The sequence below is a fragment of the Methylobacterium sp. CM6257 genome, from assembly GCF_054611515.1.
Window position 1 is genome coordinate 3,177,674 of the sequence record NZ_CM137735.1, and the last position, 21,349, is coordinate 3,199,022.

General features: G+C 71.2%; 19 protein-coding genes. 17 read left to right on the top strand and 2 right to left on the bottom strand.

The window, feature by feature from the left end; translation table 11 throughout:
• Positions 1–69: 69 nt before the first annotated feature.
• Positions 70–1,407, top strand: a complete 1,338-nt coding sequence (locus ACYCO6_RS15515; protein WP_459772715.1) for a sugar MFS transporter — start codon at positions 70–72, stop codon at positions 1,405–1,407.
• A 25-nt stretch (positions 1,408–1,432) separates the two neighbouring features.
• Positions 1,433–2,296 (top strand): SMP-30/gluconolactonase/LRE family protein, encoded by an 864-nt coding sequence (locus tag ACYCO6_RS15520; RefSeq protein ID WP_459772716.1) that lies wholly within the window; start codon positions 1,433–1,435, stop codon positions 2,294–2,296.
• A 267-nt stretch (positions 2,297–2,563) separates the two neighbouring features.
• Here the strand turns inward: ACYCO6_RS15520 and ACYCO6_RS15525 are convergent, their stop codons facing one another.
• Both ACYCO6_RS15525 and fdh read right to left on the bottom strand, forming a co-directional pair.
• Positions 2,564–2,875 carry a hypothetical protein gene (locus ACYCO6_RS15525; RefSeq protein WP_459772718.1) on the bottom strand — a complete coding sequence of 104 codons (312 nt, stop codon included), beginning with the start codon at positions 2,873–2,875 and terminating at the stop codon, positions 2,564–2,566.
• Entirely contained in the window at positions 2,872–6,087 is a 3,216-nt protein-coding gene (gene fdh, locus ACYCO6_RS15530; RefSeq protein WP_459772719.1) for a formate dehydrogenase, read from the bottom strand. The genes ACYCO6_RS15525 and fdh overlap by 4 nt, the downstream gene beginning before the upstream one ends.
• 202 nt (positions 6,088–6,289) lie before the next feature.
• Between fdh and ACYCO6_RS15535 the strand changes: the two genes are divergently transcribed.
• The 15 genes from ACYCO6_RS15535 (at position 6,290) to ACYCO6_RS15605 (ending at position 21,336) form a co-directional block, all read left to right on the top strand.
• Positions 6,290–6,529, top strand: a complete 240-nt coding sequence (locus ACYCO6_RS15535; RefSeq protein ID WP_459772721.1) for a hypothetical protein — start codon at positions 6,290–6,292, stop codon at positions 6,527–6,529.
• 20 nt (positions 6,530–6,549) lie between these two features.
• Positions 6,550–7,452 (top strand): 4Fe-4S dicluster domain-containing protein, encoded by a 903-nt coding sequence (locus ACYCO6_RS15540; protein ID WP_459773584.1) that lies wholly within the window; start codon positions 6,550–6,552, stop codon positions 7,450–7,452.
• Positions 7,449–8,510 (top strand): NrfD/PsrC family molybdoenzyme membrane anchor subunit, encoded by a 1,062-nt coding sequence (gene nrfD / locus ACYCO6_RS15545; RefSeq protein WP_459772722.1) that lies wholly within the window; start codon positions 7,449–7,451, stop codon positions 8,508–8,510. The genes ACYCO6_RS15540 and nrfD overlap by 4 nt, the downstream gene beginning before the upstream one ends.
• A gap of 404 nt (positions 8,511–8,914) precedes the next feature.
• The gene (locus tag ACYCO6_RS15550; RefSeq protein ID WP_459772723.1) at positions 8,915–10,030 is read left to right on the top strand and encodes an NAD-dependent epimerase/dehydratase family protein; all 1,116 of its coding nucleotides are present in this window, start codon (positions 8,915–8,917) and stop codon (positions 10,028–10,030) included.
• Positions 10,027–11,103: an SDR family NAD(P)-dependent oxidoreductase gene (locus tag ACYCO6_RS15555; protein WP_459772724.1), complete on the top strand. Its 1,077-nt coding sequence runs from the start codon at positions 10,027–10,029 to the stop codon at positions 11,101–11,103. Before ACYCO6_RS15550 ends, ACYCO6_RS15555 begins: the two co-directional genes overlap by 4 nt.
• Positions 11,100–12,407: a TIGR04295 family B12-binding domain-containing radical SAM protein gene (locus tag ACYCO6_RS15560; RefSeq protein ID WP_459772726.1), complete on the top strand. Its 1,308-nt coding sequence runs from the start codon at positions 11,100–11,102 to the stop codon at positions 12,405–12,407. Before ACYCO6_RS15555 ends, ACYCO6_RS15560 begins: the two co-directional genes overlap by 4 nt.
• Entirely contained in the window at positions 12,392–13,525 is a 1,134-nt protein-coding gene (locus tag ACYCO6_RS15565; protein WP_459772728.1) for a glycosyltransferase, read from the top strand. The genes ACYCO6_RS15560 and ACYCO6_RS15565 overlap by 16 nt, the downstream gene beginning before the upstream one ends.
• A complete protein-coding gene (locus ACYCO6_RS15570) occupies positions 13,522–14,634 on the top strand; it encodes a CgeB family protein (RefSeq protein ID WP_459772730.1) in 1,113 nt (370 codons plus the stop codon). The genes ACYCO6_RS15565 and ACYCO6_RS15570 overlap by 4 nt, the downstream gene beginning before the upstream one ends.
• On the top strand, positions 14,631–15,746 hold the full coding sequence (locus tag ACYCO6_RS15575) for a CgeB family protein (RefSeq protein ID WP_459772731.1): 1,116 nt from the start codon (positions 14,631–14,633) through the stop codon (positions 15,744–15,746). The genes ACYCO6_RS15570 and ACYCO6_RS15575 overlap by 4 nt, the downstream gene beginning before the upstream one ends.
• Positions 15,743–16,888, top strand: coding sequence for a CgeB family protein (locus tag ACYCO6_RS15580; protein ID WP_459772733.1), 1,146 nt, complete (start codon positions 15,743–15,745; stop codon positions 16,886–16,888). The genes ACYCO6_RS15575 and ACYCO6_RS15580 overlap by 4 nt, the downstream gene beginning before the upstream one ends.
• 15 nt (positions 16,889–16,903) lie before the next feature.
• Positions 16,904–17,911 carry a UDP-glucuronic acid decarboxylase family protein gene (locus ACYCO6_RS15585; RefSeq protein WP_459773585.1) on the top strand — a complete coding sequence of 336 codons (1,008 nt, stop codon included), beginning with the start codon at positions 16,904–16,906 and terminating at the stop codon, positions 17,909–17,911.
• A 27-nt stretch (positions 17,912–17,938) separates the two neighbouring features.
• Positions 17,939–19,021 (top strand): inositol-3-phosphate synthase, encoded by a 1,083-nt coding sequence (locus ACYCO6_RS15590; protein WP_459772734.1) that lies wholly within the window; start codon positions 17,939–17,941, stop codon positions 19,019–19,021.
• Between the two features lie 28 nt (positions 19,022–19,049).
• Positions 19,050–19,640: a histidine phosphatase family protein gene (locus ACYCO6_RS15595; RefSeq protein WP_459772736.1), complete on the top strand. Its 591-nt coding sequence runs from the start codon at positions 19,050–19,052 to the stop codon at positions 19,638–19,640.
• Complete coding sequence (locus ACYCO6_RS15600; RefSeq protein WP_459772737.1) at positions 19,637–20,440, top strand: TIGR04290 family methyltransferase; 804 nt, start codon at positions 19,637–19,639, stop codon at positions 20,438–20,440. Before ACYCO6_RS15595 ends, ACYCO6_RS15600 begins: the two co-directional genes overlap by 4 nt.
• Positions 20,437–21,336, top strand: a complete 900-nt coding sequence (locus ACYCO6_RS15605) for a glycoside hydrolase 5 family protein (RefSeq protein WP_459772738.1) — start codon at positions 20,437–20,439, stop codon at positions 21,334–21,336. The genes ACYCO6_RS15600 and ACYCO6_RS15605 overlap by 4 nt, the downstream gene beginning before the upstream one ends.
• Positions 21,337–21,349 lie beyond the last annotated feature (13 nt).

Below are 21,349 nucleotides of genomic sequence, written 5' to 3' on the forward strand. Positions count from 1 at the left end.
ATACTCAGACAAATGAAATGGACAACACAGCGCCCCGGCAAGGTGGCCCGATCGGAGAGGAAAGGCCCGATGGCAGGACCTATCGCGAGCCTCGGCCCGTCCGCAGCCCGGACGGAAGAGGCCTCCGCGCGCGACCGGGGCAGCTACCGCTCGGCCTTGTCGCTGCTGGCGAGCCTGTTCTTCATGTGGGGCTTCATCACGGTCATCAACAACACGCTGCTGCCGCACCTGCGCAGCGTGTTCGACCTCGACTATACCCAGACCACGCTGATCGAGTCGGTCTGGTTCATCGCCTATTTCGTGGCCTCGATCCCGGCGGCGAAGCTGATCGCGCGGGTCGGCTACCAGCGCGCCCTGGTCATGGGCCTCGGCATCATGGCGGCCGGCACCCTCGGGATGGTGTTGGCGTCCCACCAGGTCTCCTACGCGATCACGCTGACGGCGCTCTTCGTGATCGCGAGCGGCATCACCCTGCTGCAGGTCGCCGCGAACCCCTACGTGGCGGTCGTCGGGCCGGCGGAGAGCGCCCCGGCGCGGCTCAACCTCGTGCAGGCGTTCAACTCCCTCGGGACTACCCTGGCGCCGCTCTTCGGCGGCTACCTGATCCTGGGCCGCTCCGCCTCGGGCAACGCCGCGGCCGGCACCGTGCTCGCCCCCGCCGAGCGCCTGGCCGACGCGCAGTCGGTGCAGCTCCCCTACCTGATCGTGGCGGCGATCCTGGTGATGCTCGCCGCGGTGATCGCCCGCTTCCCGCTGCCCGCTATGGAGGGTGACACGGTGGACGGCGACGCGGGCGCGGCACGGGCCGCCAGGGCCGAGCGCGCCGGCCTGTCGCTCTGGCGTCACCGCAACCTCGTCCTCGGCGTGCCGGCGATCTTCATCTACCTGATCGCCGAGATCGGGGTGTCGAACCTGTTCATCAACTTCGTCTCGCAGCCCGAGATCGGCGACCTGACCCACGCCCAGGCCTCGCGCTACCTGTTCCTGCTCTGGGGTGGGATGATGGTCGGCCGCTTCGTCGGCAGCTACCTGATGCAGAGTCGGCCGGCCGAGACCGTGCTGGCCGGCGCGGCGGTCGGCGCCTGCGCGGTGATGCTGGTGGCGACCTTCGCGACGGGCCCCGTGGCGATGTGGGCGCTGATCTCGGTCGGGCTGTTCCACGCGATCATGTTCCCGACGATCTTCACCCTCGGCATCCGCGGGCTCGGCCCGCTCACCGAGACGGGCGCGGGGCTGCTGATCATGGCGATCGCCGGCGGCGCGCTGGTGGTGGTGCAGGGCTGGGCCGCGGACCGGTTCGGGCTGCAGCACTCGTTCCTGATCACGGCCGCCTGCGAGCTCTACGCCCTGTTCTACGCGCTCTGGGGCTGCCGGACGGGCGGCGCCCGCCAGTCCGGCAACGCCTGATCGCGGGCGGCCCGAAGGAGGCATCATGGACCCGCAGATCCGCATCCTGGCCCGGCCCCGGCGCGACCGGCTCGGCGAGGGTCCGGTCTGGGTGCCGGAACGGGAGCGCCTCTTCTGGGTCGACATCGAGGCGCCGGCCCTGAACTGGCTCGACCTCGCGCGCGGCGAGACCGGCACGCGCCCCTTCCCGGAGCCGCTGGGCTGGATCATCCCCCGCGCGGGCCGGCGGGACTTCATCGTCGGGCTGAAGAGCGGCTTCGCGACCTACGATCTGGAGGCCGACCGCCTCACACCGATCGGCGACCCGGAGCCCGAATATCCGGACAACCGCCTCAACGACGCCAAGGTCGATTGCGCCGGCCGGATCTGGGCCGGGAGCATGCACCAGGCCGAGACGGCAGTCTCGGGCTCCCTGCACCGGCTCGACCCCGACCTGACCTGGCAGCGGATGGACGGCGCTTACGGGGTGGCCAACGGCCCGACCTTCAGCCTCGACGGCCGGATCCTCTATCACAGCGACAGCGCCGCCCGGACCATCTACGCCTTCGACCTGGCCGAGGACGGCACGCTGTCCGGCAAGCGGGCCTTCCTGCGCTTCCCCGACGCGTGGGGCTGGCCCGACGGGATGACCACGGATGCCGAGGGCTGCCTCTGGATCGCCCATTGGGGCGGCGGACGGATCAGCCGCGTGGATCCGGAGGGTCGCCTGATCCGCGCCATCCCCCTTCCCGCCCCCAACATCACGAGCTGCGCCTTCGCGGGGGCGGGCTTGGACCGCCTGTTCGTCACCTCGGCGTCGCGTGGGGCCGAGCACGTACCGGAGGCCGGGGCCTTATTCGAACTCGATGTCGGCGTGACGGGTCTGCCGTCGCGGGCCTTCGGGGGCTGACGGCGTCACCGGTCGGATCGCTCGACGGATCCGGCACGTGTCATCACCGCGCAGGATGTTCGGCTGATCCAGCCCACGCCCTCATCCTGAGGTGCGGCGAAGCCGCCTCGAAGGAGGCCTCCAGAGGGCGCCGTGATCCCTGGGGGGCCCCTGCGAGGCCTGCGCTGCGCTCCGGCGCCTCAGGATGAGGGCGCGGGTTGGACGGCCGTCCCTGGCCTTCCGAGCATCTTCATGGCGCGGATCGTAGAAGCCCCGGCGTCACGCGATTCACGGCGAGGCTACCAGCTCGGCGAGCCAGCCCCGGGCCTTCTGGAGCTCGTCCCAGGGCGTCTCCCCGAGGGGGAAGTGCACGCCCAGGACGACGCTGAGCACCGAGTTCAGGTGGGCGAGGTGCCGCCGCTCGTCCGCGCTGCGGATGCCGCCGCGGCGCTGTTCCGCGATGATCGCGTCGCGGAATTTCGTCAGCTCCGCCGCGGCTTCCGAAAGGGTGTGGTCGTCCCGCGCGGGCTTGCGCGAGAGCGCCGTGTCGAGAGCGGCGAGCGCCCGGTGCCCGGCCTCCCGTCCGGGAGCGGCGCTCACGGTACGGTCTCCCTCTGATGGAGCACGTCCGGACGGGTCTTGCGGCCGGGCCGGATGTTGCAGGTGATCGCCTTGGTGGTGTGGATGCTGGTGTTGGCGTCGCCCGTGATCGCGAGCAGAACGTTGGCGACGTCGCCCCTGGCGTAGCCCTGCCAGCCGTAGACCCAGGGCATCCCGATCTGGTGGACAATCCGGCCCTCGATCCGGAACGGCCTGAACCGCTCCGTCACCATGGCCCGGACCTCGACCTCGCCCCGCAGGGTGGAGATCACGGTCCAGCCGAGATGCGCGATCCCCAGGGTCTCGGCGAGTTCCGGCGAGACCTCCACGAAGGCCTCCGGCTGCAGTTCCGCCGTGTGCGGCATGATCCGTGTGGCGATGCCGCCGCAATGCATCTCGGTCAGGCGGAAGGTGGTGAAGACGTAGGGAAAGCGCGGGTCGGCGGTCTCATGGAGCGCGTTGCCGGGCCGCCCCCAGAGCTTCGCGGCCGGGTTCCGCTGCTGCTTCGGGTAGAGCGGGTTCCGCACCGGGCTCTCGATCGGCTCGTAATGTGTCGGCAGCGGCCCGTCCTTCAGGCCCGAAGGCACAAACAGCGCACACTTGCCGTCCGCCTCCATGATGAACGGGTCGTTGCCGCCGAGCGCCTCCATGCCGTGCGGCTGCGTCGACCAGTCCGGACGGTAATCGGGCCGCTTGTCGGCCACGAAATCCGGCACGTCGTCGCCGGTCCACTTGGACTGCGCCTCGTCCCACCAGATCATCTTCTTGCGCTCGGACCACGGCTTCCCGGCGGGATCCGCGGAGGCGCGATTGTAGAGCGTCCGGCGGTTCAGCGGCCAAGTCCAGGCCCAGCCCAGATGCGCGCCGGACTCGCCCGGCCCGTCCGGCCGGCGCGAGCGGGACAGGTTCTTCCCCGTCTCCGGGAAGATGCCGCAATACATCCAGCCGCCGCAGGCCGTGGAGCCGTCATCCTTGAGCTGCCGGTAGTCCGGGACTTGGCGTCCGTCCGCCACGGTCCAGCCGTTGATCTCACGCAGCACCGACTCGGCGTCCGGCTCCAGCTTCTCGCCCTTCAGCGGGTAGTCCCAGGTCAGCGCCTGGATGGCCCGGTCCTTGGGATCGGTAGAGTCCCGATACAGCTCCTTCAGGCGCCGGCCGAGATGGACGATGAACCAGAGGTCCGAGCGGCTGTCGCCCGGCGCCTCGCAGACCACGTCGTGCCACTGCACGAGGCGGCTCGTGTTGGTCACCGAGCCGTCCTTCTCGCCCGGCATGGCGGCCGGCAGGAAGAACATCTCGGTGCCGATCTCCTCGGGCCGGACCTCGCCCTTGCGGACCCGGTGGCCCTGCTGCCAGAAATTGGCGGTCTCGGTCATGGCGAAGTCGCGCACGACCATCCATTCGAGCTTGGCGAAGCCGCTCTCCACGAGCTCGGAATTCACCGCCCCGACCGCGGGGTTCTGGCCGAGGATGAACTGCCCCTTCACGACGCCGTCGGCCATGGCCATGGTCATCGGCTCCTGGGAGGCGTCGCCGGTGAGCTTGGGCAGGAACTGGTAGCCCCACTCGGTGTCGGCGCGGGCCGCGTCACCGTACCAGGCCTTGAGCAGGCTGATCACGTATTTCGGCATGTTCGACCACCAGCCCGTGGTCGGCGTCTCGGTCTTGAGATACCGGTCGAGGGTCGCGTGGTCGTGAAAGACGTTCGGCTGCGGCAGGTAGGTCGGCAGCATGTTGTAGAGCGTCGGGATGTCGGTCGAGCCCTGGATGCTGACATGGCCGCGCAGGGCCATGATGCCCCCGCCCGGCCGGCCGATATTGCCGAGCAGCCCCTGGATGATGCTCGCCGCCCGGATGATCTGCACACCGGTGGAATGATGGGTCCAGCCCACCGCGTAGGTGAAGGCCCCGGTCTTCTCCCGGCCGGAATTCTTCGCGAAGATCTCGGCGATCCGCACGAACAGATCCTTCGGACAGCCGGTCACCGCCTCGACCATCTCGGGCGTGTAGCGCGCGTAGTGGCGCTTCATGATCTGGTAGACGCAGTTCGGATGCTGCAGGGTCGGGTCCTGCGGTGGCGGCGACTTGGTCATGCTCTCGAACGCCTCGCCTTCGTCGGAGGCGTTCTCCTGGGACTGCACCCGATGCTCGGCCACCGGGGACGGCACGGTCTTGCCGGCGTACTGCCAGGTGTCCTGCGAATAGGTCCCGGCCACCGGGTCGTAGCCCGAGAACAGGCCCTCGTTCTGCTCAGGGTCGCCGTAGCCCTCCTCGATGATGTGACTGATGTTCGTGTAGGCGAGCGCGAAGTCCCGGAACCACAGGTCATTCTCCAGGATGTAGCGGATCATCCCGCCGAGGAACGCGATGTCGCTTCCTGAGCGGATCGGCGCGTAGATGTCGGCGAGCGCGCTGGTGCGGGTGTAGCGCGGGTCGATGTGGATGACGGTCGCGCCGCGGCGCTGGGCCTCCACGACGAAGCGGAATCCCACCGGATGGTTCTCCGCGATGTTGGAGCCCATCTCGATGATGCAGTCGGAATTCGCGAGGTCCCACAGCGCCATGGTGGCGGCGCCGCGCCCGAAGGTGGTACCCAGACTGGGCACCGAGGACGAGTGTCAGATGCGCGCCTGGTTCTCGATATTGATCATCCCGAGGCCGCCGCCGAACAGCTTCTTGATGAGGTAATTCTCCTCGTTGTCCATGGTGGCGCCCCCGAGGGAGCCCAGGCCCAACGTGTGATTGATGATCCGCCCGTCCGGCAGGGTCTCGGCGAAGGTCTCGTCGCGGACCTGTTTGGTGAGCTGCGCGATGCGCTCCATCGCCCAGGCCAGCGGCTTCTTCTCCCAGCGATCCGAATAGGGGGCGCGGTAGAGCACGTCGCTGATGCGCTCCGGCGAGAGCAGCATGCCCAGCGTGCCGGCGCCCTTGGGGCACAGTGTCCCCTGGTTGATCGGGCTGCGCGGGTCGCCCTCAACGTGGATCGGCTTGCCGTTCTTGGCGTAGATCAGCTGGCCGCAGCCCACGGCGCAGAACGGGCAGACGCTGGTGCCGATCCGGTCGGCCTCCTCAAGGCGCGGGCGCAGGTGCTCGGACGTCGTGCTCCGGGCCGCCTCGGACATGACGCTCTGCCCGGCGAGCTGGCGCGGGAGCGACCAGTCCCGCACGAAGCCCGACACCCTCTCTGTTAAGCGCCTGCGGATCGTCGCCATGGTGCCACCCGTTGCTCGGCCTTTGCGCGGTAAGCCGGGTGTGGGGGCCATTGGTTCCCGGCCAGTGGCGGCGCCGAAGGCAATCACGTCGCAGGGCGAAGGTTGAGTCCGACCGCGCGCAGAAACTTCGGCGGCGAGCCGGGGTTGTCGGAACAGGTGCGAGCGATTCCAGGCTGCAACGGCCGCTTCCCGGGGACGAACTTTGACGCATGTTAAAGATGGTGTGGTCACCATCGTCCAGGAGAGCCGCTTCCAGCTCACGGACGACAACGGGATCTCGCACCTGTTCCTGCTGGACCGCAACGCCGCGGCCGAGCCGGCGCAGCTCGCGCCCCTCCAGGCTCGGCAGGCGCGGGTGCGCGTGACCTACGAGCCTGCCCGCAACCTGATCGGCCTGATCGCCCGTTCGGTGACCCTCCTCTCGCAGCAAGCGGCCCGCTGAGGAGGCGTCGGCCCGTGAACATGCATCCCCGCGCCCTCGACCACGCCTCTTCGACCCTCACCCGTGTGATCCCCGACGAATCCGAGCTCACCGCCGGCGTGCGGATCGAGCCGGGGCGCTCCTACGGGTTCTTCACCGACACGACCGTGTGCATCGGCTGCAAGGCCTGCGAGGTCGCCTGCAAGGAGTGGAACAACCTGCCGGCCGACAATGTCGGGCTCACCGGCCAGAGCTTCGACAACACCGGCGCCCTCTCCGCCAACAGCTGGCGGCACGTCGCCTTCGTGGAGAAGTCGGGGCCCGGCGGATTGCGGGAGGGTCTGGACCAGAAGTTCCAGTCCGGCTGGCTGATGATGAGCGACGTGTGCAAGCACTGTCACAACGCACCCTGCCTGGAAGCCTGCCCGACGGGCGCCCTGTTCAAGACCGAGTTCGACACGGTCGTGGTCCAGCAGGATATCTGCAACGGCTGCGGCTACTGCGTGCCGGCCTGCCCGTTCGGCGTCATCGACGTCAGCACGGTGGACGGCAAGGCGCACAAGTGCACCCTCTGCTACGACCGCCTCAAGGGCGGCCTGGAACCGGCCTGCGCCAAGTCCTGCCCCACCAACTCGATCCAGTTCGGCGAGTTGTCCGACCTCCAGGTCCGGGCCGCCGAGCGGGTCGAGCACCTGCACGGCATCGGCGTGGAGAGTGCCTACCTCTACGGCACCCCCGACGCTCCCGGAGCCACCGGCGGCCTGGGACACCTCAACGCCTTCTTCCTGCTCATCGACCGGCCCGAAATCTACAACCTGCCGGCCGCCCCGACGCGGCCCGCCAACCGGGTGGCGCCGAGCCTCGCCACCGGCCTTGCCACCGTGGCGGCCCTGGCGCTGGCGAGCGCCTTTCTCTTCTCCCGGCCCGACGGAGGCCGCTCGTGACCGCCACCATCAGCCCGGACGCGGCTGCCGCCACGCAGGACGGTCCCGAGGACGCGCCCCGGGTTCCGCGCCGGGCCACCGAGCCGCCCTCGGTCCACGGCCGGCCCAACCAGGCCGGCTGGACGGGGCCGACCTACTACGGACGCCCGCAGCTCAAGGCGTCGCCGTTCGAGAACCCGGTGGTCGGGGGCTACATCTTCCTCGCAGGCCTGTCCGGCTCCGCCTCGGCAATCGCTGCCCTGGCCGACATCCGGCAGGGCTCGGCGGCGGCACCCCTGGTCCGCCGGGGGCGCTACCTCGCGCTGCTCGCCCCGGTCCTGGGGGCGCCGCTCCTGATCTACGACCTGCACACGCCCAAGCGCTTCTACAACATGCTGCGCGTGGCCAAGCACACCTCGCCCATGTCGATCGGCACCTGGATCCTGATGGGCTTCACGGGGGCCGCCGGCCTCACCGCGGCCGCCCAGCTCGGCACCGACCTCTGGCCGCGGGCGCGGGGCCTGAACGGGCTCGCCCGCGCCGCCCAGGTGCCGGCGGCCCTCACCGGCCTCGGCCTCTCGACCTACACGGCCTCGCTCCTCTCGGCGACCTCGACGCCCCTCTGGGCCGCGGCCCCGCGCAGCCTCGCCATGCGCTTCGGTGCCTCCTCGATGGCTTCCGCCGCCACGGCGCTCTCGGTGACGGAGCCGGATCCGGGCCGGCGCCGGGCGCTCGAAGGGACGGCCGCGGCGGCGCTCGCCGTGGAACTCGCCGGCGCGGCGATCTCGCACGCAACCTATCGGCGCACGGGCGTCGCGGGAGCCCTGAAGAGCCGGGCCGGCAGGGTGGAGCACCTGGGCGCGACGCTTCTCGGGACCGCCCTCCCCTTGGGCGTCTTCGCGGCCTCGCTCCTCACCCGCCGCGGCCTGCCGCGCCCGGTGACGGCGCTCGCCGCGGCCGCGACGCTCGCGGGCGCCGCAGCCTTGCGCGTGTCGATCATGGCGGCGGGCGACCGCTCCGCCGAGGATCCGAACGTGAGCTTCCGGTTCAGCCAGCCGGAGAACCTGCCGGAGCGGTGACATGCCCTGACCCGTGGGCGCGGGCGCAAGGGGAGGCTGCCGGCCCGATTGTCCGGAAGGATCGAGAATTTGTGAGCCTGAGCCCAAGGAAATGTCTATGAAAATTTTCTTTAATCATGTCGTTGTCGATTTCGCGAGAACAAACAAAGACATGGCTTGCGATCGTGCATGAGGGCCGCCGGTCCTGCCCGTGTCTAGGCGGGTGTCTGCCGACGGCCAGATGGGACCGATTGTCTCGTGAGGATTTCCTGGGCGCGATAAGAAATAGCCCAAGCTTTTCGCGAGCTTAGCATTAAAGGCTCGTTTTTCGGCGCAAGACCGAAGAATTTAACCTGAGTTGTTTCATCGGGATCGGATTCCCGATCTACATAGCTTTAAGTCCTTGCAGGAGAATTTCACGCCTCGTGCCGGAATTCGTACTCATTACCGGTGGCGCCGGCTTCATCGGTCGCCATCTCTCCGCCGAGCTGTTGCGCCGCGGGTATCGCGTGCGGGTGCTCGACAGCCTGATCGAGCAGGTGCATGGCGGCGGCAAAAGCGGCGCCGACATGCTGCCGCCAGAGGTCGAGTTCCATCTCGGCGACGTCCGTGACGGCGCGGCGGTGGCCCGTGCCCTGTCCGGCATCGACCGCGTCGTGCATCTCGCGGCCGAGGTCGGCGTCGGCCAGAGCATGTACGCGGTCGAGCGCTACGTCTCGGTCAACGATTGCGGCACGGCCGTGCTGTTCCAGCAGCTCATCGACGCCCCCGTGAAGCGCGTGGTCGTGGCCTCCTCGATGAGCATCTACGGCGAGGGGCTCTACCGCACCTCGGACGGTGCCACCGCCGAGGAGGTGGTGCGCCGCCCGCGTCGGCCCGGCGAGCCCTGGGATCCCCTCGACGCGCAGGGGCAGCCCATGCGGCCGATCCCGACGCCGGAATCGAAGCGGCCGGCGCTGGCCTCCGTGTACGCGCTCACCAAGTACATGCAGGAGCGCCTGACGCTGACGCTTGCCCCCGCCTACGGCATGGAAGGCGTGGCGCTCCGCCTGTGGAACGCCTACGGGCCGGGCCAGGCCCTCTCGAATCCCTATACCGGCGTGCTGGCGATCTTCGCGGCCCGCCTCCACAACGGCCAGCCGCCCATGATCTTCGAGGACGGCGAGCAGCGGCGCGATTTCGTCCACGTTGAGGATGTGGCGCAGGCCTTCGCGCTGGCCCTGGAGCACCCGGCTGCCGCGGGGCAGGTCTACAATGTCGGCAGCGGCCGGGACCGCACGGTCCGGGAGGTCGCCCGGCTCCTCGCCCGTGCCATGGGCCGCGAGGGGATCGAGCCGGAGATCGCCGGCCAGGCGCGACTCGGCGACATCCGTCACTGCATCGCCGATATCGGCAAGATCCAGCGCGAGCTGGGTTACGCGCCGCGTCGGGATTTCGAGGAGGGGCTCGCCGAACTCGCCGCCTGGGTGGCCGAGCAGCAGGCCATCGACCGTGTCGCGGAGGCGCGGCGCGAACTCGAAGCACGCGGTCTCGTCGCGTGAGCGGCCGGCCGATCCTCGTCACCGGCGGGGCCGGGTTCATCGGCGCCAACCTGTCCGACAGCCTCGCGGCGGACGGCCACGCCGTGATCGTCTACGATGCCCTGTCGCGTCCGGGCGTCGAGGCCAACCTCGCGTGGCTGCGGCAGCGCCACGGCAGCCGGATCGCCCCGATCATCGCCGATATCCGGGACGCGCAGGAGCTCGGCCGCGCGGTGGCGGAGGCGGGGGCGGTGTTCCACTTCGCCGCCCAGGTCGCCGTGACCACGAGCCTCGTCGCGCCCCGGACCGATATGGAGGTCAACCTCCTCGGCACCGTGAACCTGCTGGAGGCCGTGCGGGCGCAGTCGCGGCCGGTGCCGGTGCTCTACGCCTCGACCAACAAGGTCTACGGCGATCTGCCCGACATCGCCCTCGACGCGATCGGCGACGCCTACCTGCCGGCCGATTCCAGCTTGCGCGAACGCGGGATCGGCGAGACCCGGCCCCTCGACTTCCACACGCCCTACGGCTGCTCGAAGGGGGGCGCCGACCAGTACGTCCTCGACTACGCGCGGAGCTTCGGCATCCCGGCGGCGGTGATGCGGATGAGCTGCATCTACGGCCCCCGCCAGATGGGCAACGAGGACCAGGGCTGGGTCGCCCACTTCCTGATCCGGGCGCTGGCGGGCCAGCCCATCACGCTCTACGGCGACGGGAAGCAGGTGCGCGACATCCTGCACGTGCGCGACGTGGTGACGGTCTACCGGGCGGCGCTCGCGCGCATCGACGAGGCGGCCGGCCGCGCCTTCAACATCGGCGGCGGGCCCGGGAACGCGGTGAGCCTCCTCCAGCTCCTCGACCATGTGGGCGCGCTGCTGGGACGCCCGGTGGAGCGCAGCTTCCAGGACTGGCGACCCGGCGACCAGCGCTACTACGTCTCCGACACGCGCCGGGCCGTCGAGAGCCTCGGCCTCGAACCCTTCCTGGGCTGGCGCGAGGGCGTCGCCGACCTCATGGCTTGGCTCCGGACCTGGCTCGCCTCCGGGCGCGAGCAGGCCGGCGCTGCCGCCCCCATCGCGGGAGCGGCCGCATGAGAGTCGCCTTGGTCAACCCGCCCTGGGATTACCGCAACAGCATCTATTTCGGGTGCCGCGAGCCCCACCTGCCCCTGGAGCTCGCCTACGCGGCCGCGCTTCTGGAATCCGCCGGGCACGAGACGCTGCTGGTCGACGCCCATCTCGAGGGCCTGACCGCCCAGACCGCCTCTGACCGGGTGGCGGCCTTCGCGCCGGCCATGACCGTGGTGACCACGGCACCCACCTACCTGTTCTGGCGCTGCGCCCCGCCGGAGCTGCGGGTGCCCCGCGCGTTCCTGGACACCCTGGCCGGCCGGGGCGGGACCACCGTGGTGGTCGGCCCGCACGGCTCGGCCACCCCGCGGCCTGTGCTCGACAAGCTCGGCTGCGACATCGTCGTGCGCGGCGAGTGCGAGGAGGTCGTCGCCCGGCTTGCGGGCCTCGGCGATCTGCGCGGCGAGAACCTGCGATCCGTCCCTGCCCTGGCCTTCCGCGACTGCGATGCGACCGCGGTGACCGGGCCGCCCCATGCCGGTCGCTTCACCGATCTGCCGGCCCTGCGCTGGCCGGACGGCTGGATCGCCCGGCACCGGCACCACCACCACCGCTTCGACGCCGCTCCGGACGGGCCGGGCGCCGAGGTCGAGGCCTCGCGCGGCTGTCCCTACACCTGCTCGTTCTGCGCCAAGATCGACTTCCGCGACGCCTACCGGCGCCGGGATCTCGGTATCGTCCTCGACGAGATCGACGGGCTGATCGCGCAAGGGGTCACCTACGTCTACTTCGTCGACGAGATCTTCCTGCCGCAGAAGCCGCTGCTGGAGGCCCTCGTCGCCCGGGATCTCCGCTTCGGGATCCAGACCCGGATCGACCTGTGGAAGCCCGACATGCTCGACCTCCTCGGAGCGGCGGGCTGCGTCTCCATCGAGGCCGGGATCGAGAGCCTCACCGAGGCGGGCCGCGCCGCCCTCGACAAGCGCTGCCGCGCCTCCACGGACGATCTCGCGGAGCGGCTGATCCACGCCCGTCGCACGGTGCCGTTCGTGCAGGCGAACCTCATCGCCATGGCGGGCGACGATCCCGACCTCGTGGCCACGTGGCGCGACCGCCTGCGCGGCCAGGGCGTCTGGGCGAACGACCCGGTGCCGCTCTACCCCTATCCGAGCTCCCCCGATTACCGGCGCCTCTGGGGCGAGCCCGACGACCGGGCCTGGGAGCGGGCGCACGCGCATTACCTCGGCCAGTTCACCCAGTTCAGCGACATCCAGGACGAGCGCCCCCTGCCGCTTTCCGAGCTGGAGGCCGCATGCGGGTGCTGCTGAGCCCCTCCCGGACAACGGCGCCGCACGTCCTGATGAGCGCGGATGCGGTGGGCGGCGTCTGGCAGTACAGCCTCGACCTTGCCGCCGGCCTCGTCCGGCGGGGCTTGGCCGTGACCGTGGCGGTCCTGGGGCCTGCGCCGACCGACGCGCGGATCGAGGCGGCCCAGAACGTGACGGGTGCGCGGATCCTTACCACCGGCCTGCCCCTCGACTGGACCGCCGAGACGCCCGATTCCGTGCTGGACGCCGCGCGGGCGCTCGCGCGGCTTGCGCGCGACATCGGGGCCGACCTTGTCCACCTGCACAGTCCCGCCATGGCGCTCGCGGATTTCCCCGTGCCGGTGGCGGCCGTGTGCCATTCCTGCGTGGCGACGTGGTGGGATTCCGTCGAGACCGGCCCGCTCCCGGCCGATCTCGCCTGGCGCCACGACCTCACCGCCCGGGGTTGCCGCGCCGCCGACGCGCTCCTGGCGCCGACCCGGGCGCACGCCGCCGCAACCGCCCGCGTCTGCGGCCTCGCGCAGCTGCCGGTGGTGGTCCGCAACGGGCGCGCCCCGAGCGGCGTGCCGTCCCGGCTCGCCGAGCCCTTCGCCTTCACGGCCGGCCGCCTCTGGGACCGGGCCAAGAACGCCGCCGCCCTCGACCGCCTCGCCGGCCGCCTCTCCGCGCCCCTGCGCGCCGCCGGCTCCGTGAACGGGCCGAACGGCGCGCGGGTCGAGACGCGCCACCTGCAGCTCCTCGGGCGGCTCGACGATGCCGGCGTCGCCGCGGAACTCGCCCGCCGTCCGGTCTTCGTGTCGCTCGCCCGCTACGAGCCGTTCGGCCTCGCGGTGCTGGAGGCCGCCGCGGCGGGCTGCGCCCTGGTCCTGTCGGACAGGCCAGGTTTTCGCGAACTGTGGGAGGGCGCCGCCGCCTTCGTGGGCGCCGACGACGATGCCGCTGCGGCCGAGGCCGTGCAGGGCCTCCTGGACGATCCCGTCCGCCGCGCCGCCGCCGGGGCCGCCGCTGCCGATCGCGCCGCCCGCTACGGGGTCGAGGCGATGACCGAGGGGGTGCTCGGCGTGCTGCGCGGACTTCTCGCCGGGGCGCCGGCGCGGCTCGGTGGAGCCGCCGCATGAGGATCGCCTACTTCACCCACTCGCTGGCTTCGTGCTGGAACCACGGCAACGCGCATTTCCTGCGCGGCGTCCTGCGCGAACTCATGGCGCGCGGCCACCGCGTGGCGGCCTACGAGCCCGCGGGGGCCTGGAGCCTGGAGAATCTCCTGCGCGATCACGGCGAGGTCGGCCTCGACGCCTACCGGGCGGCTTATCCGGAGCTTGCCTCCGAGCGCTACGCCGCCATCGACGCGATGGTCGAGCGCGTGGCGGAATGCGACCTCGTCGTGGTCCACGAGTGGAGCGAGCCGGCCCTGGTGGCGGCCCTGGGGGCCGCCCGGCGCCGCGGGGCGCGCTACACGCTCCTGTTCCACGACACGCACCACCGGGCAGTCAGCGCCCCGGAGGAGATGGAGCGCTTCGATCTCTCCGGCTACGACGGCGTGCTCGCCTTCGGGGAGACCCTCGCCGCCGTCTATCGGGCGCAGGGCTGGGGGCGCCGCGCCTTCGTCTGGCACGAGGCCGCCGATACCCGCCTGTTCCATCCGCCCGCCGCGGAGGGCGAACGCGCCGGGCTCGTCTGGATCGGCAATTGGGGCGACGACGAGCGCAGCGCCGAACTGGAGACTTTCCTGTTCCGCCCGGCCGCACGGGTCGGCCTGCCCCTCGACATCTACGGCGTGCGCTATCCCGAGGCGGCCTTGGCGACCCTGAGGCGCTACGGCGCCCGCTACCACGGCTGGGCGGCCAACGCCGCGGCGCCCGGCCTGTTCGCCCGCCACCGCGCCACGGTCCACGTGCCGCGGCGCTTCTACGTGGAGCGCCTGCCGGGCATCCCGACGATCCGGGTGTTCGAGGCCCTGGCCTGCGGCATCCCCCTGGTCTGCGCGCCCTGGGACGACGCCGAGGGTCTGTTCCGTCCGGGCCGGGACTACCTCGTGGCCCGGACCGGCGCCGAGATGGAGAGCCACCTGCGCGCCCTGCAGGCGGATGCGGCCCTCCGGGCGGCACTCGCGACCTCGGGTCTCGCCACCATCCGCGCGCGCCACACCTGCGCGCATCGCGCCGAGGAACTGCTGGCCATCGCCGAAGGCCTGCGGGCGCCCACCCCACTGGAGGCCACCGCGTGAAAATCGCCTTCTACGGCTCCTCCCTGCTGTCGTCTTACTGGAACGGCGCCGCGACCTACTACCGGGGCATGCTCGCCGCCCTGGCGCAGCACGGCCACACGATCACGTTCTACGAGCCAGACGCCTTCGACCGGCAGCAGCACCGGGACATCGAGCCTCCGCCCTACGCGGCCGTGAAGGTCTACCCGGCGACGATCGAGGCGGCGCGCGCGGTCATCGCCGAGGCCGCCGAGGCCGACGTGGTCGTGAAGGCGAGCGGCGTCGGGGTGTTCGACGACGAGCTGCTCGCAGGCGTGATCGCCGCCGCCCGCCCCGAGGCGGTGCGGATCTTCTGGGACGTGGACGCCCCGGCAACGCTCGCCGAGATGCGTGCCAATCCCGACCACGCCCTGCGCCGCGCCCTTCCCGACCTCGACCTCGTGCTCACCTACGGAGGTGGGCCGCCGGTGGTCTCGGCCTATGAGGGCTTCGGGGCGCGAGCCTGCATCCCGATCTATAACGCCCTGGACCCGGAGACCCATTTCCCGGTGCCGCCGGAGCCGCGCTTCGCGGCCGACCTCGCCTTCCTGGGCAACCGCCTGCCCGACCGCGAGGCCCGCGTCGAAAAGTTCTTCCTCGCCGCGGCGGCGCGCCTGCCGGAGCGGTCCTTCCTCATCGGCGGCAACGGCTGGGAGAGCCGCGGCCTGCCGCTGAACGTCCGGCATCTCGGGCACGTCTACACGCGCGAGCACAACGCCTTCAACACGACGCCGCTCGCCGTCCTGAACATCGCCCGGGACAGCATGGCGGCGGTGGGCTTCTCGCCGGCCACCCGGGTATTCGAGGCGGCGGGCGCCGGCGCCTGCCTGATCACCGACGCCTGGGAGGGCCTCGGCTTGTTCCTCGACGAAGGGAGCGAGGTGCTGGTCGCCCGGGACGGCCGCGACGTGGCCGACCACATCGCCGCCCTGACCCCGGAGCGCGCCCGCGCCATCGGCGCGGCCGCCCGCCGCCGGATCACGGCCGAGCACGCCTACGCGCGCCGGGCCGTCGAGGTCGACGCGATCCTGCGACGCGAGGCGGCTCGCAAGGCGGACGCGGCGGCGGGAGCGATCCGACGGAGCGTCGCGTGAGCACGGCCCCGCAGCTCCTCCGGACTGCCCCGCTGCGCCTCGTCGTGCTGGGCTTGAGCCTGTCCTCGTCCTGGGGGAACGGCCACGCCACCACCTACCGGGCCCTGCTCAAGGCCTTCGCGGCGCGCGGCCACGCGGTGCTGTTCCTGGAGCGCGACGTACCCTGGTACGCCGCCCACCGCGACCTGCCTGATCCCGGCTTCTGCGATCTCGCCCTCTACGCCGACCTCGACGGGCTCGCGGCGTACCGCGCCGCGATCGCGGCGGCCGATGCCGTGATCGTCGGCTCCTACGTGCCGGAGGGCATCGCGGCCGGTGAGCGGGTGCTCGACTGGGCGCGGGGCGTGCGCGCCTTCTACGACATCGACACCCCGGTGACGCTGGCGGCCCTGGAGGCCGGCAGCTGCGCGTATCTCGCCGCCGACCAGATCCGCGACTATGACCTCTACCTGTCCTTCACGGGCGGCCCGACCCTGCGGCGCCTGGAGCGCACCTACGGAGCGCCGTCCGCCCGCGCCCTCTACTGCTCGGTCGATCCGGAAGCCTACCCGGCCCTCGACCGTCCGGCCCGCTACGATCTGAGCTATCTCGGGACCTACAGCCCGGACCGTCAGCCGGCCCTGGAACGCCTGCTGATCGAGCCGGCCCGCCGCGCCCCGGAGCTGCGTTTCGCCGTCGCCGGTCCGCAATATCCGGCCACGATCGACTGGCCTGGCAACGTCGAGCGGATCGAGCACCTGCCGCCGGACCGGCATCCCGATTTCTACGCGGCGAGCCGCTACACCCTGAACGTCACCCGCGCCGACATGGTCCGGGCCGGCTGGAGCCCGAGCGTGCGCCTGTTCGAGGCGGGCGCCTGCGGCACGCCGGTGATCTCCGACAGCTGGGACGGCCTCGAGACGCTGCTCGTTCCGGAGCGCGAGATCCTGCTTCCGGGAGGCGCGGAAGAGGTCCTCGCCATCCTGCACGGACGGTCCGAGGCGGAGCGGCGGCGCCTGGGCGCGGCGTCCCGCGCGGCGATCCTTGCCCGGCACACCGCGGCCGCGCGCGCCGAGGATCTCGAACGTTTCCTCGTCGAGGTGCGGGCCCGGCGGGGATCCGGCCGTCCGGCCGCGCCCGGCCTCGCGCTCATCGGTCACTAGGCACGCGGGAGAATGATGGTGGCAAACAGGAGGGGTGTCCGAGTCCTCGTCGCCGGCGGCGCCGGGTTCATCGGGTCGCATCTGATCGACGCGCTCATCGGCGACGGGGCCCGCGTCACCTGCGTGGACAGCCTGCTGACCGGCCGGCGGGCGAACCTTGCCCACCTCGCCGCCGAGCCGCGCTTCGACTTCATCGAGGCGGACGTGACCGAGCCGCTGCCGCTGCTGCCGCGCTTCGACTGGGTGTTCAATCTCGCCTGCGCGGCCTCGCCGCCGCACTATCAGGCGGATCCGGTCCACACGATGATGACCAGCGTGCTGGGCACCGGCAGACTCCTGGAACTCGCCCGCGATGCCGGCGCGCGCTTCCTCCAGGCTTCCACCAGCGAGGTCTACGGCGATCCCGAGCGGCACCCGCAGCAGGAATCCTACTGGGGCAACGTCAATCCGACGGGGCCGCGCGCCTGCTACGATGAGGGCAAGCGTTCCGCCGAGACCCTGACCTTCGACTTCGAGCGCCGCCACGGACTCGACATCCGCGTCGCCCGCATCTTCAACACCTACGGGCCCCGGATGCGGGCCGATGACGGCCGGGTCGTCTCCAACGTGATCTGTCAGGCGCTCGCCGGCGAGGACATCACCGTCTACGGCAACGGCGAGCAGACCCGCTCCTTCTGCTACGTCAGCGACCTCGTGGACGGCCTGCTCCGGCTGATGCGCGCCGAGACGGCCCTCGACGGCCCGGTCAACCTCGGCAATCCCCGGGAGATGACCGTCGGCGAGCTGGTCGCCCTGGTCGTGCGGATGACCGAGACGCCGTCCCGGATCGTGCGCCGGCCGCTGCCCGTGGACGATCCCCAGCGCCGGCGGCCGGACATCACCCGCGCCGAGACCCTTCTCGGATGGGCGCCCAAGGTGCCGCTGGAGGAGGGTTTGGAGGCGACGATCGCGTGGTTCTCCCGCGAGATCGCCCCGCGCCAACCGCGTCCGTCGATCGAGGAGCGCGCCGTTGTCGTCGGCTGAACCCCATTGCGAACCGCCGAGGCGCTGATGGCTCCCGCCCCCATCCGCGTCGGCCTTGTCGGGATCGGCAACTGCGCGTCGTCCTTCGTGCAGGGGCTGCACCATTACCGCGACGCCGGCCCGGGCGACGCCGTGCCCGGCCTGATGTCGCCCGATCTCGGCGGCTACCGGGTGCGCGACGTCGCCGTGGTCTCGGCCTTCGACGTGAATGCCGCCAAGGTCGGACGTGACCTCTCCGAGGCGATCCTGGCGGAGCCCAACAACACGCTCCGCTTCGCGGCGGTGCCGGAGACCGGCGTCACGGTGCGGCGCGGGCCGACCCTCGACGGGATCGGCCGCTACCTGCAGGGCCTCGTCGCGGAATCGCCCGAGCCGGTCGCCGACGTGGTGGCGGAGCTGCGGCGCACCGATACGCAGGTGCTCGTCTCGTACCTGCCGGTGGGCTCGCAGGCGGCCACCGAGTTCTACGCCGAATGCGCGCTCGAGGCCGGCTGCGCCTTCGTGAACTGCATCCCGGTCTTCATCGCGTCGAACCCCGAATGGGCGGAGCGCTTCGCCGCCCGGGGGCTGCCGATCGTCGGGGACGACATCAAGAGCCAGGTCGGCGCCACCATCGTGCACCGGGTGCTCGCCAACCTGATGCGCGAGCGCGGGGTCCGGCTGGACCGGACCTACCAGCTCAACTTCGGCGGCAATTCCGACTTCCTGAACATGCTCGAGCGCGAGCGACTGGAATCCAAGAAGCTCTCCAAGACCCGGGCGGTGACCAGCCAGCTCGACACGCCGCTCGCCCCGGGCGACGTCCATGTCGGCCCGAGCGACCACGTGCCGTGGCTGACCGACCGGAAATGGGCGCATATCCGCCTCGAAGGCACCGCTTTCGGGGGCGCGCCCCTCAACATCGAACTGAAGCTCGAGGTGTGGGATTCGCCGAACTCCGCCGGCATCGTCATCGACGCGGTGCGCTGCGCCCGCCTCGCCCTCGACCGCGGCCTCGGCGGCGCTCTCGAGGGCCCGTCGAGCTACTTCATGAAGTCGCCGCCCCGGCAGTTCACCGACACGGAGGCGCGGGAACGCACCCTGCGCTTCGTGGCGGGCGAGGAGGCGTGATGCGGGCCCGCGACGGGCGAGGCGCCGCATGAGGCGGGTTGTCCTCGTCCGCCACGGCAGCCATGACCGGCTCGGCCGGGTCCTGTGCGGGCGCATGCCGGGCGTCTCCCTGAGCAAGGCCGGCCGTGCCGAGGCGGACGCCGTCGCGCGCCGCCTCGCCGGAAGCGGCGCTGCCACCCTGCTGGCGAGCCCCCGCGCGCGCACCGCCGAAACCGCGGCGCCGATCGCCGCGGCCCTCGGTCTGACGGTCGGGACCGAGCCCGACCTCGACGAGATCGAGGTCGGCGCCTGGACGGGCCGTACCTTCGACGACCTCGCGGCCGATCCCCTCTGGGCCACCTGGAATGCGGCGCGGGCCACGGCGCGGCCGCCGGGCGGCGAGAGCATGGCGGAGGCGCAGGGCCGCGTCGGCCGGGTCCTCGACCGCCTCGCCGAGGACGGCGCGCCGGCCATCCTGGTGAGCCACGGCGACGTGATCCGCGCGGCGCTCCTGCGGATCCTCGGCCTCGGCCTCGACGCCTACGACCGGATCGTCGTCGATCCGGCCTCCTGCAGCGAACTCGCCCTCTGGCCCGGCGGCGGGCGCGTCGTCTCCATCAACGAACGGACCGCACCATGACGGCCTCCGCCATTCCAGGCCCAGAGACCTCCGCGGCGGCGCTGCGCTGCCAGGCGGAGGCGCTCGGCCCCTGGTTCCACAACATCGACCTGGGCGGCGGTGTCTGGACGGCCCCGGACCATTTCCTGGGCGACTATCCGAACGTGAAGTGGCGCCGGTTCGCCGACGCGATCCCCGCCGACCTGACCGGCAAGACCGTCCTCGATATCGGCTGCAACGGCGGCTTCTACGCCATCGAGATGAAGCGGCGCGGCGCGGCCCGCGTGCTCGGCGTCGATGCCGACGAGCGCTACCTCGACCAGGCCCGCTTCGCCGCCGCCCGGCTCGGCCAGGAGATCGAGTTCCGCAACCTGTCCGTTTACGACGTCGGCGCGCTGGGTGAGCGGTTCGACATCGTGCTGTTCATGGGGGTGCTCTATCACCTGCGCCACCCGCTGCTCGCCCTCGACCTGATCCGCGAGCACGTGGCCGGCGACCTGTTCGTGTTCCAGTCGATGCTGCGCGGCAGCCGGACGGTCGAGGCGATCGCCGAGGATTACGATTTCTGGGACATGGATCAGTTCGAGCTGCCGGGATACCCGAAGCTCCACTTCGTCGAGCGCGCCTACGCGCACGACTGGACCAACTGGTGGATCCCCAACCGCGCCGGCATCGAGGCGATGCTGCGCGCGAGCGGCTTCCGCATCGCGGCCCAGCCCGAGGCGGAGGTCTACATCTGCCGCACCGCGCCGGTCCCCTATGGGCTGGGGGCCGAATATCCTGCGCGCGCGGATGCTCAAGGACGCGGAAGCACGCGATGATCGACTCGGTGATGCTCTGGAACGAGCCCAACAACAAGTCGCACTGGGACCCGGAGATCGATCCCGACTGGCTGCTCTTCGCCGAGATGGTCAAGGAGGCGGGCCACGCTGTCCGGGCGGTGAACCCGAACCTGACGCGCGTGCTCGGCGGCATCTCGCCGATTGACCCGCACTTCATCCGCAACATGCAGGGGCGGGGCGTCCTCGACGCCGTCGACGCGGTGGCGGTGCACGGCTTCCCCCTCGACTGGAACCTGTGGTCGATCCACGACTGGCCGGCCAAGGTCGACGAGATCCGGGCGGTCACGGACCTGCCGGTCTGGGTCTCGGAGGTCGGCGTGTCGACCTTCGGCGCCGAGGAGGTGCAGGATTGGGGCCTGCGCCGCACCCTCGAGCTGCTCTCCGGCCGGGCGCCGCGGATCCACTGGTACAGCCTCTACGACCTGCCGCGGGAATGGGAGGCCACCACCCGCCACAAGGAGGCGGAGGGCTCCTCCTATTACCGGCACTTCCACATGGGCCTGCTGCGCCAGGACGGCACGCCGAAGATCGCCCTGGAGAGTTTCGCCCGCCACACCCCCGAGATCGGCCTGTGCCAATGGTTCCACTTCGAGGATCACCGGCTCGACGAGGCCGTGGCGTGGATGAAGCGGCTGGGCGTCCGCTATCTCCGGACCGGCCTGTCCTGGGCCGACAGCTTCCGCCCCGGGGCGCTCGACTGGTTCGACCGGCAGATGGAGGCCCTGAAGGACTTCGACGTCACCGTCACCTTCTGCTTCACGCCCGAGCACCGGGGGATCTCGCCCCATCACACCAGCGCGCCGCTGGTCCGGGCGGAGTTCGCGGAGTTCTGCGCCGCCATGGTCCGACGCTACGCGCCGGGCGCGCCAACATAGATTGACGCTCGAT

Bases quoted from the DNA above. Each gene is read 5' to 3' on its own strand.
- ACYCO6_RS15515 (WP_459772715.1), top strand. From the start codon at position 70: ATGGCAGGACCTATCGCGAGCCTCGGCCCGTCCGCAGCCCGGACGGAA.
- ACYCO6_RS15520 (WP_459772716.1), top strand. From the start codon at position 1,433: ATGGACCCGCAGATCCGCATCCTGGCCCGGCCCCGGCGCGACCGGCTC.
- ACYCO6_RS15540 (WP_459773584.1), top strand. From the start codon at position 6,550: ATGCATCCCCGCGCCCTCGACCACGCCTCTTCGACCCTCACCCGTGTG.
- ACYCO6_RS15560 (WP_459772726.1), top strand. From the start codon at position 11,100: ATGAGAGTCGCCTTGGTCAACCCGCCCTGGGATTACCGCAACAGCATC.
- ACYCO6_RS15565 (WP_459772728.1), top strand. From the start codon at position 12,392: ATGCGGGTGCTGCTGAGCCCCTCCCGGACAACGGCGCCGCACGTCCTG.
- ACYCO6_RS15570 (WP_459772730.1), top strand. From the start codon at position 13,522: ATGAGGATCGCCTACTTCACCCACTCGCTGGCTTCGTGCTGGAACCAC.
- ACYCO6_RS15585 (WP_459773585.1), top strand. From the start codon at position 16,904: ATGGTGGCAAACAGGAGGGGTGTCCGAGTCCTCGTCGCCGGCGGCGCC.
- ACYCO6_RS15590 (WP_459772734.1), top strand. From the start codon at position 17,939: ATGGCTCCCGCCCCCATCCGCGTCGGCCTTGTCGGGATCGGCAACTGC.
- ACYCO6_RS15595 (WP_459772736.1), top strand. From the start codon at position 19,050: ATGAGGCGGGTTGTCCTCGTCCGCCACGGCAGCCATGACCGGCTCGGC.
- ACYCO6_RS15600 (WP_459772737.1), top strand. From the start codon at position 19,637: ATGACGGCCTCCGCCATTCCAGGCCCAGAGACCTCCGCGGCGGCGCTG.
- ACYCO6_RS15605 (WP_459772738.1), top strand. From the start codon at position 20,437: ATGATCGACTCGGTGATGCTCTGGAACGAGCCCAACAACAAGTCGCAC.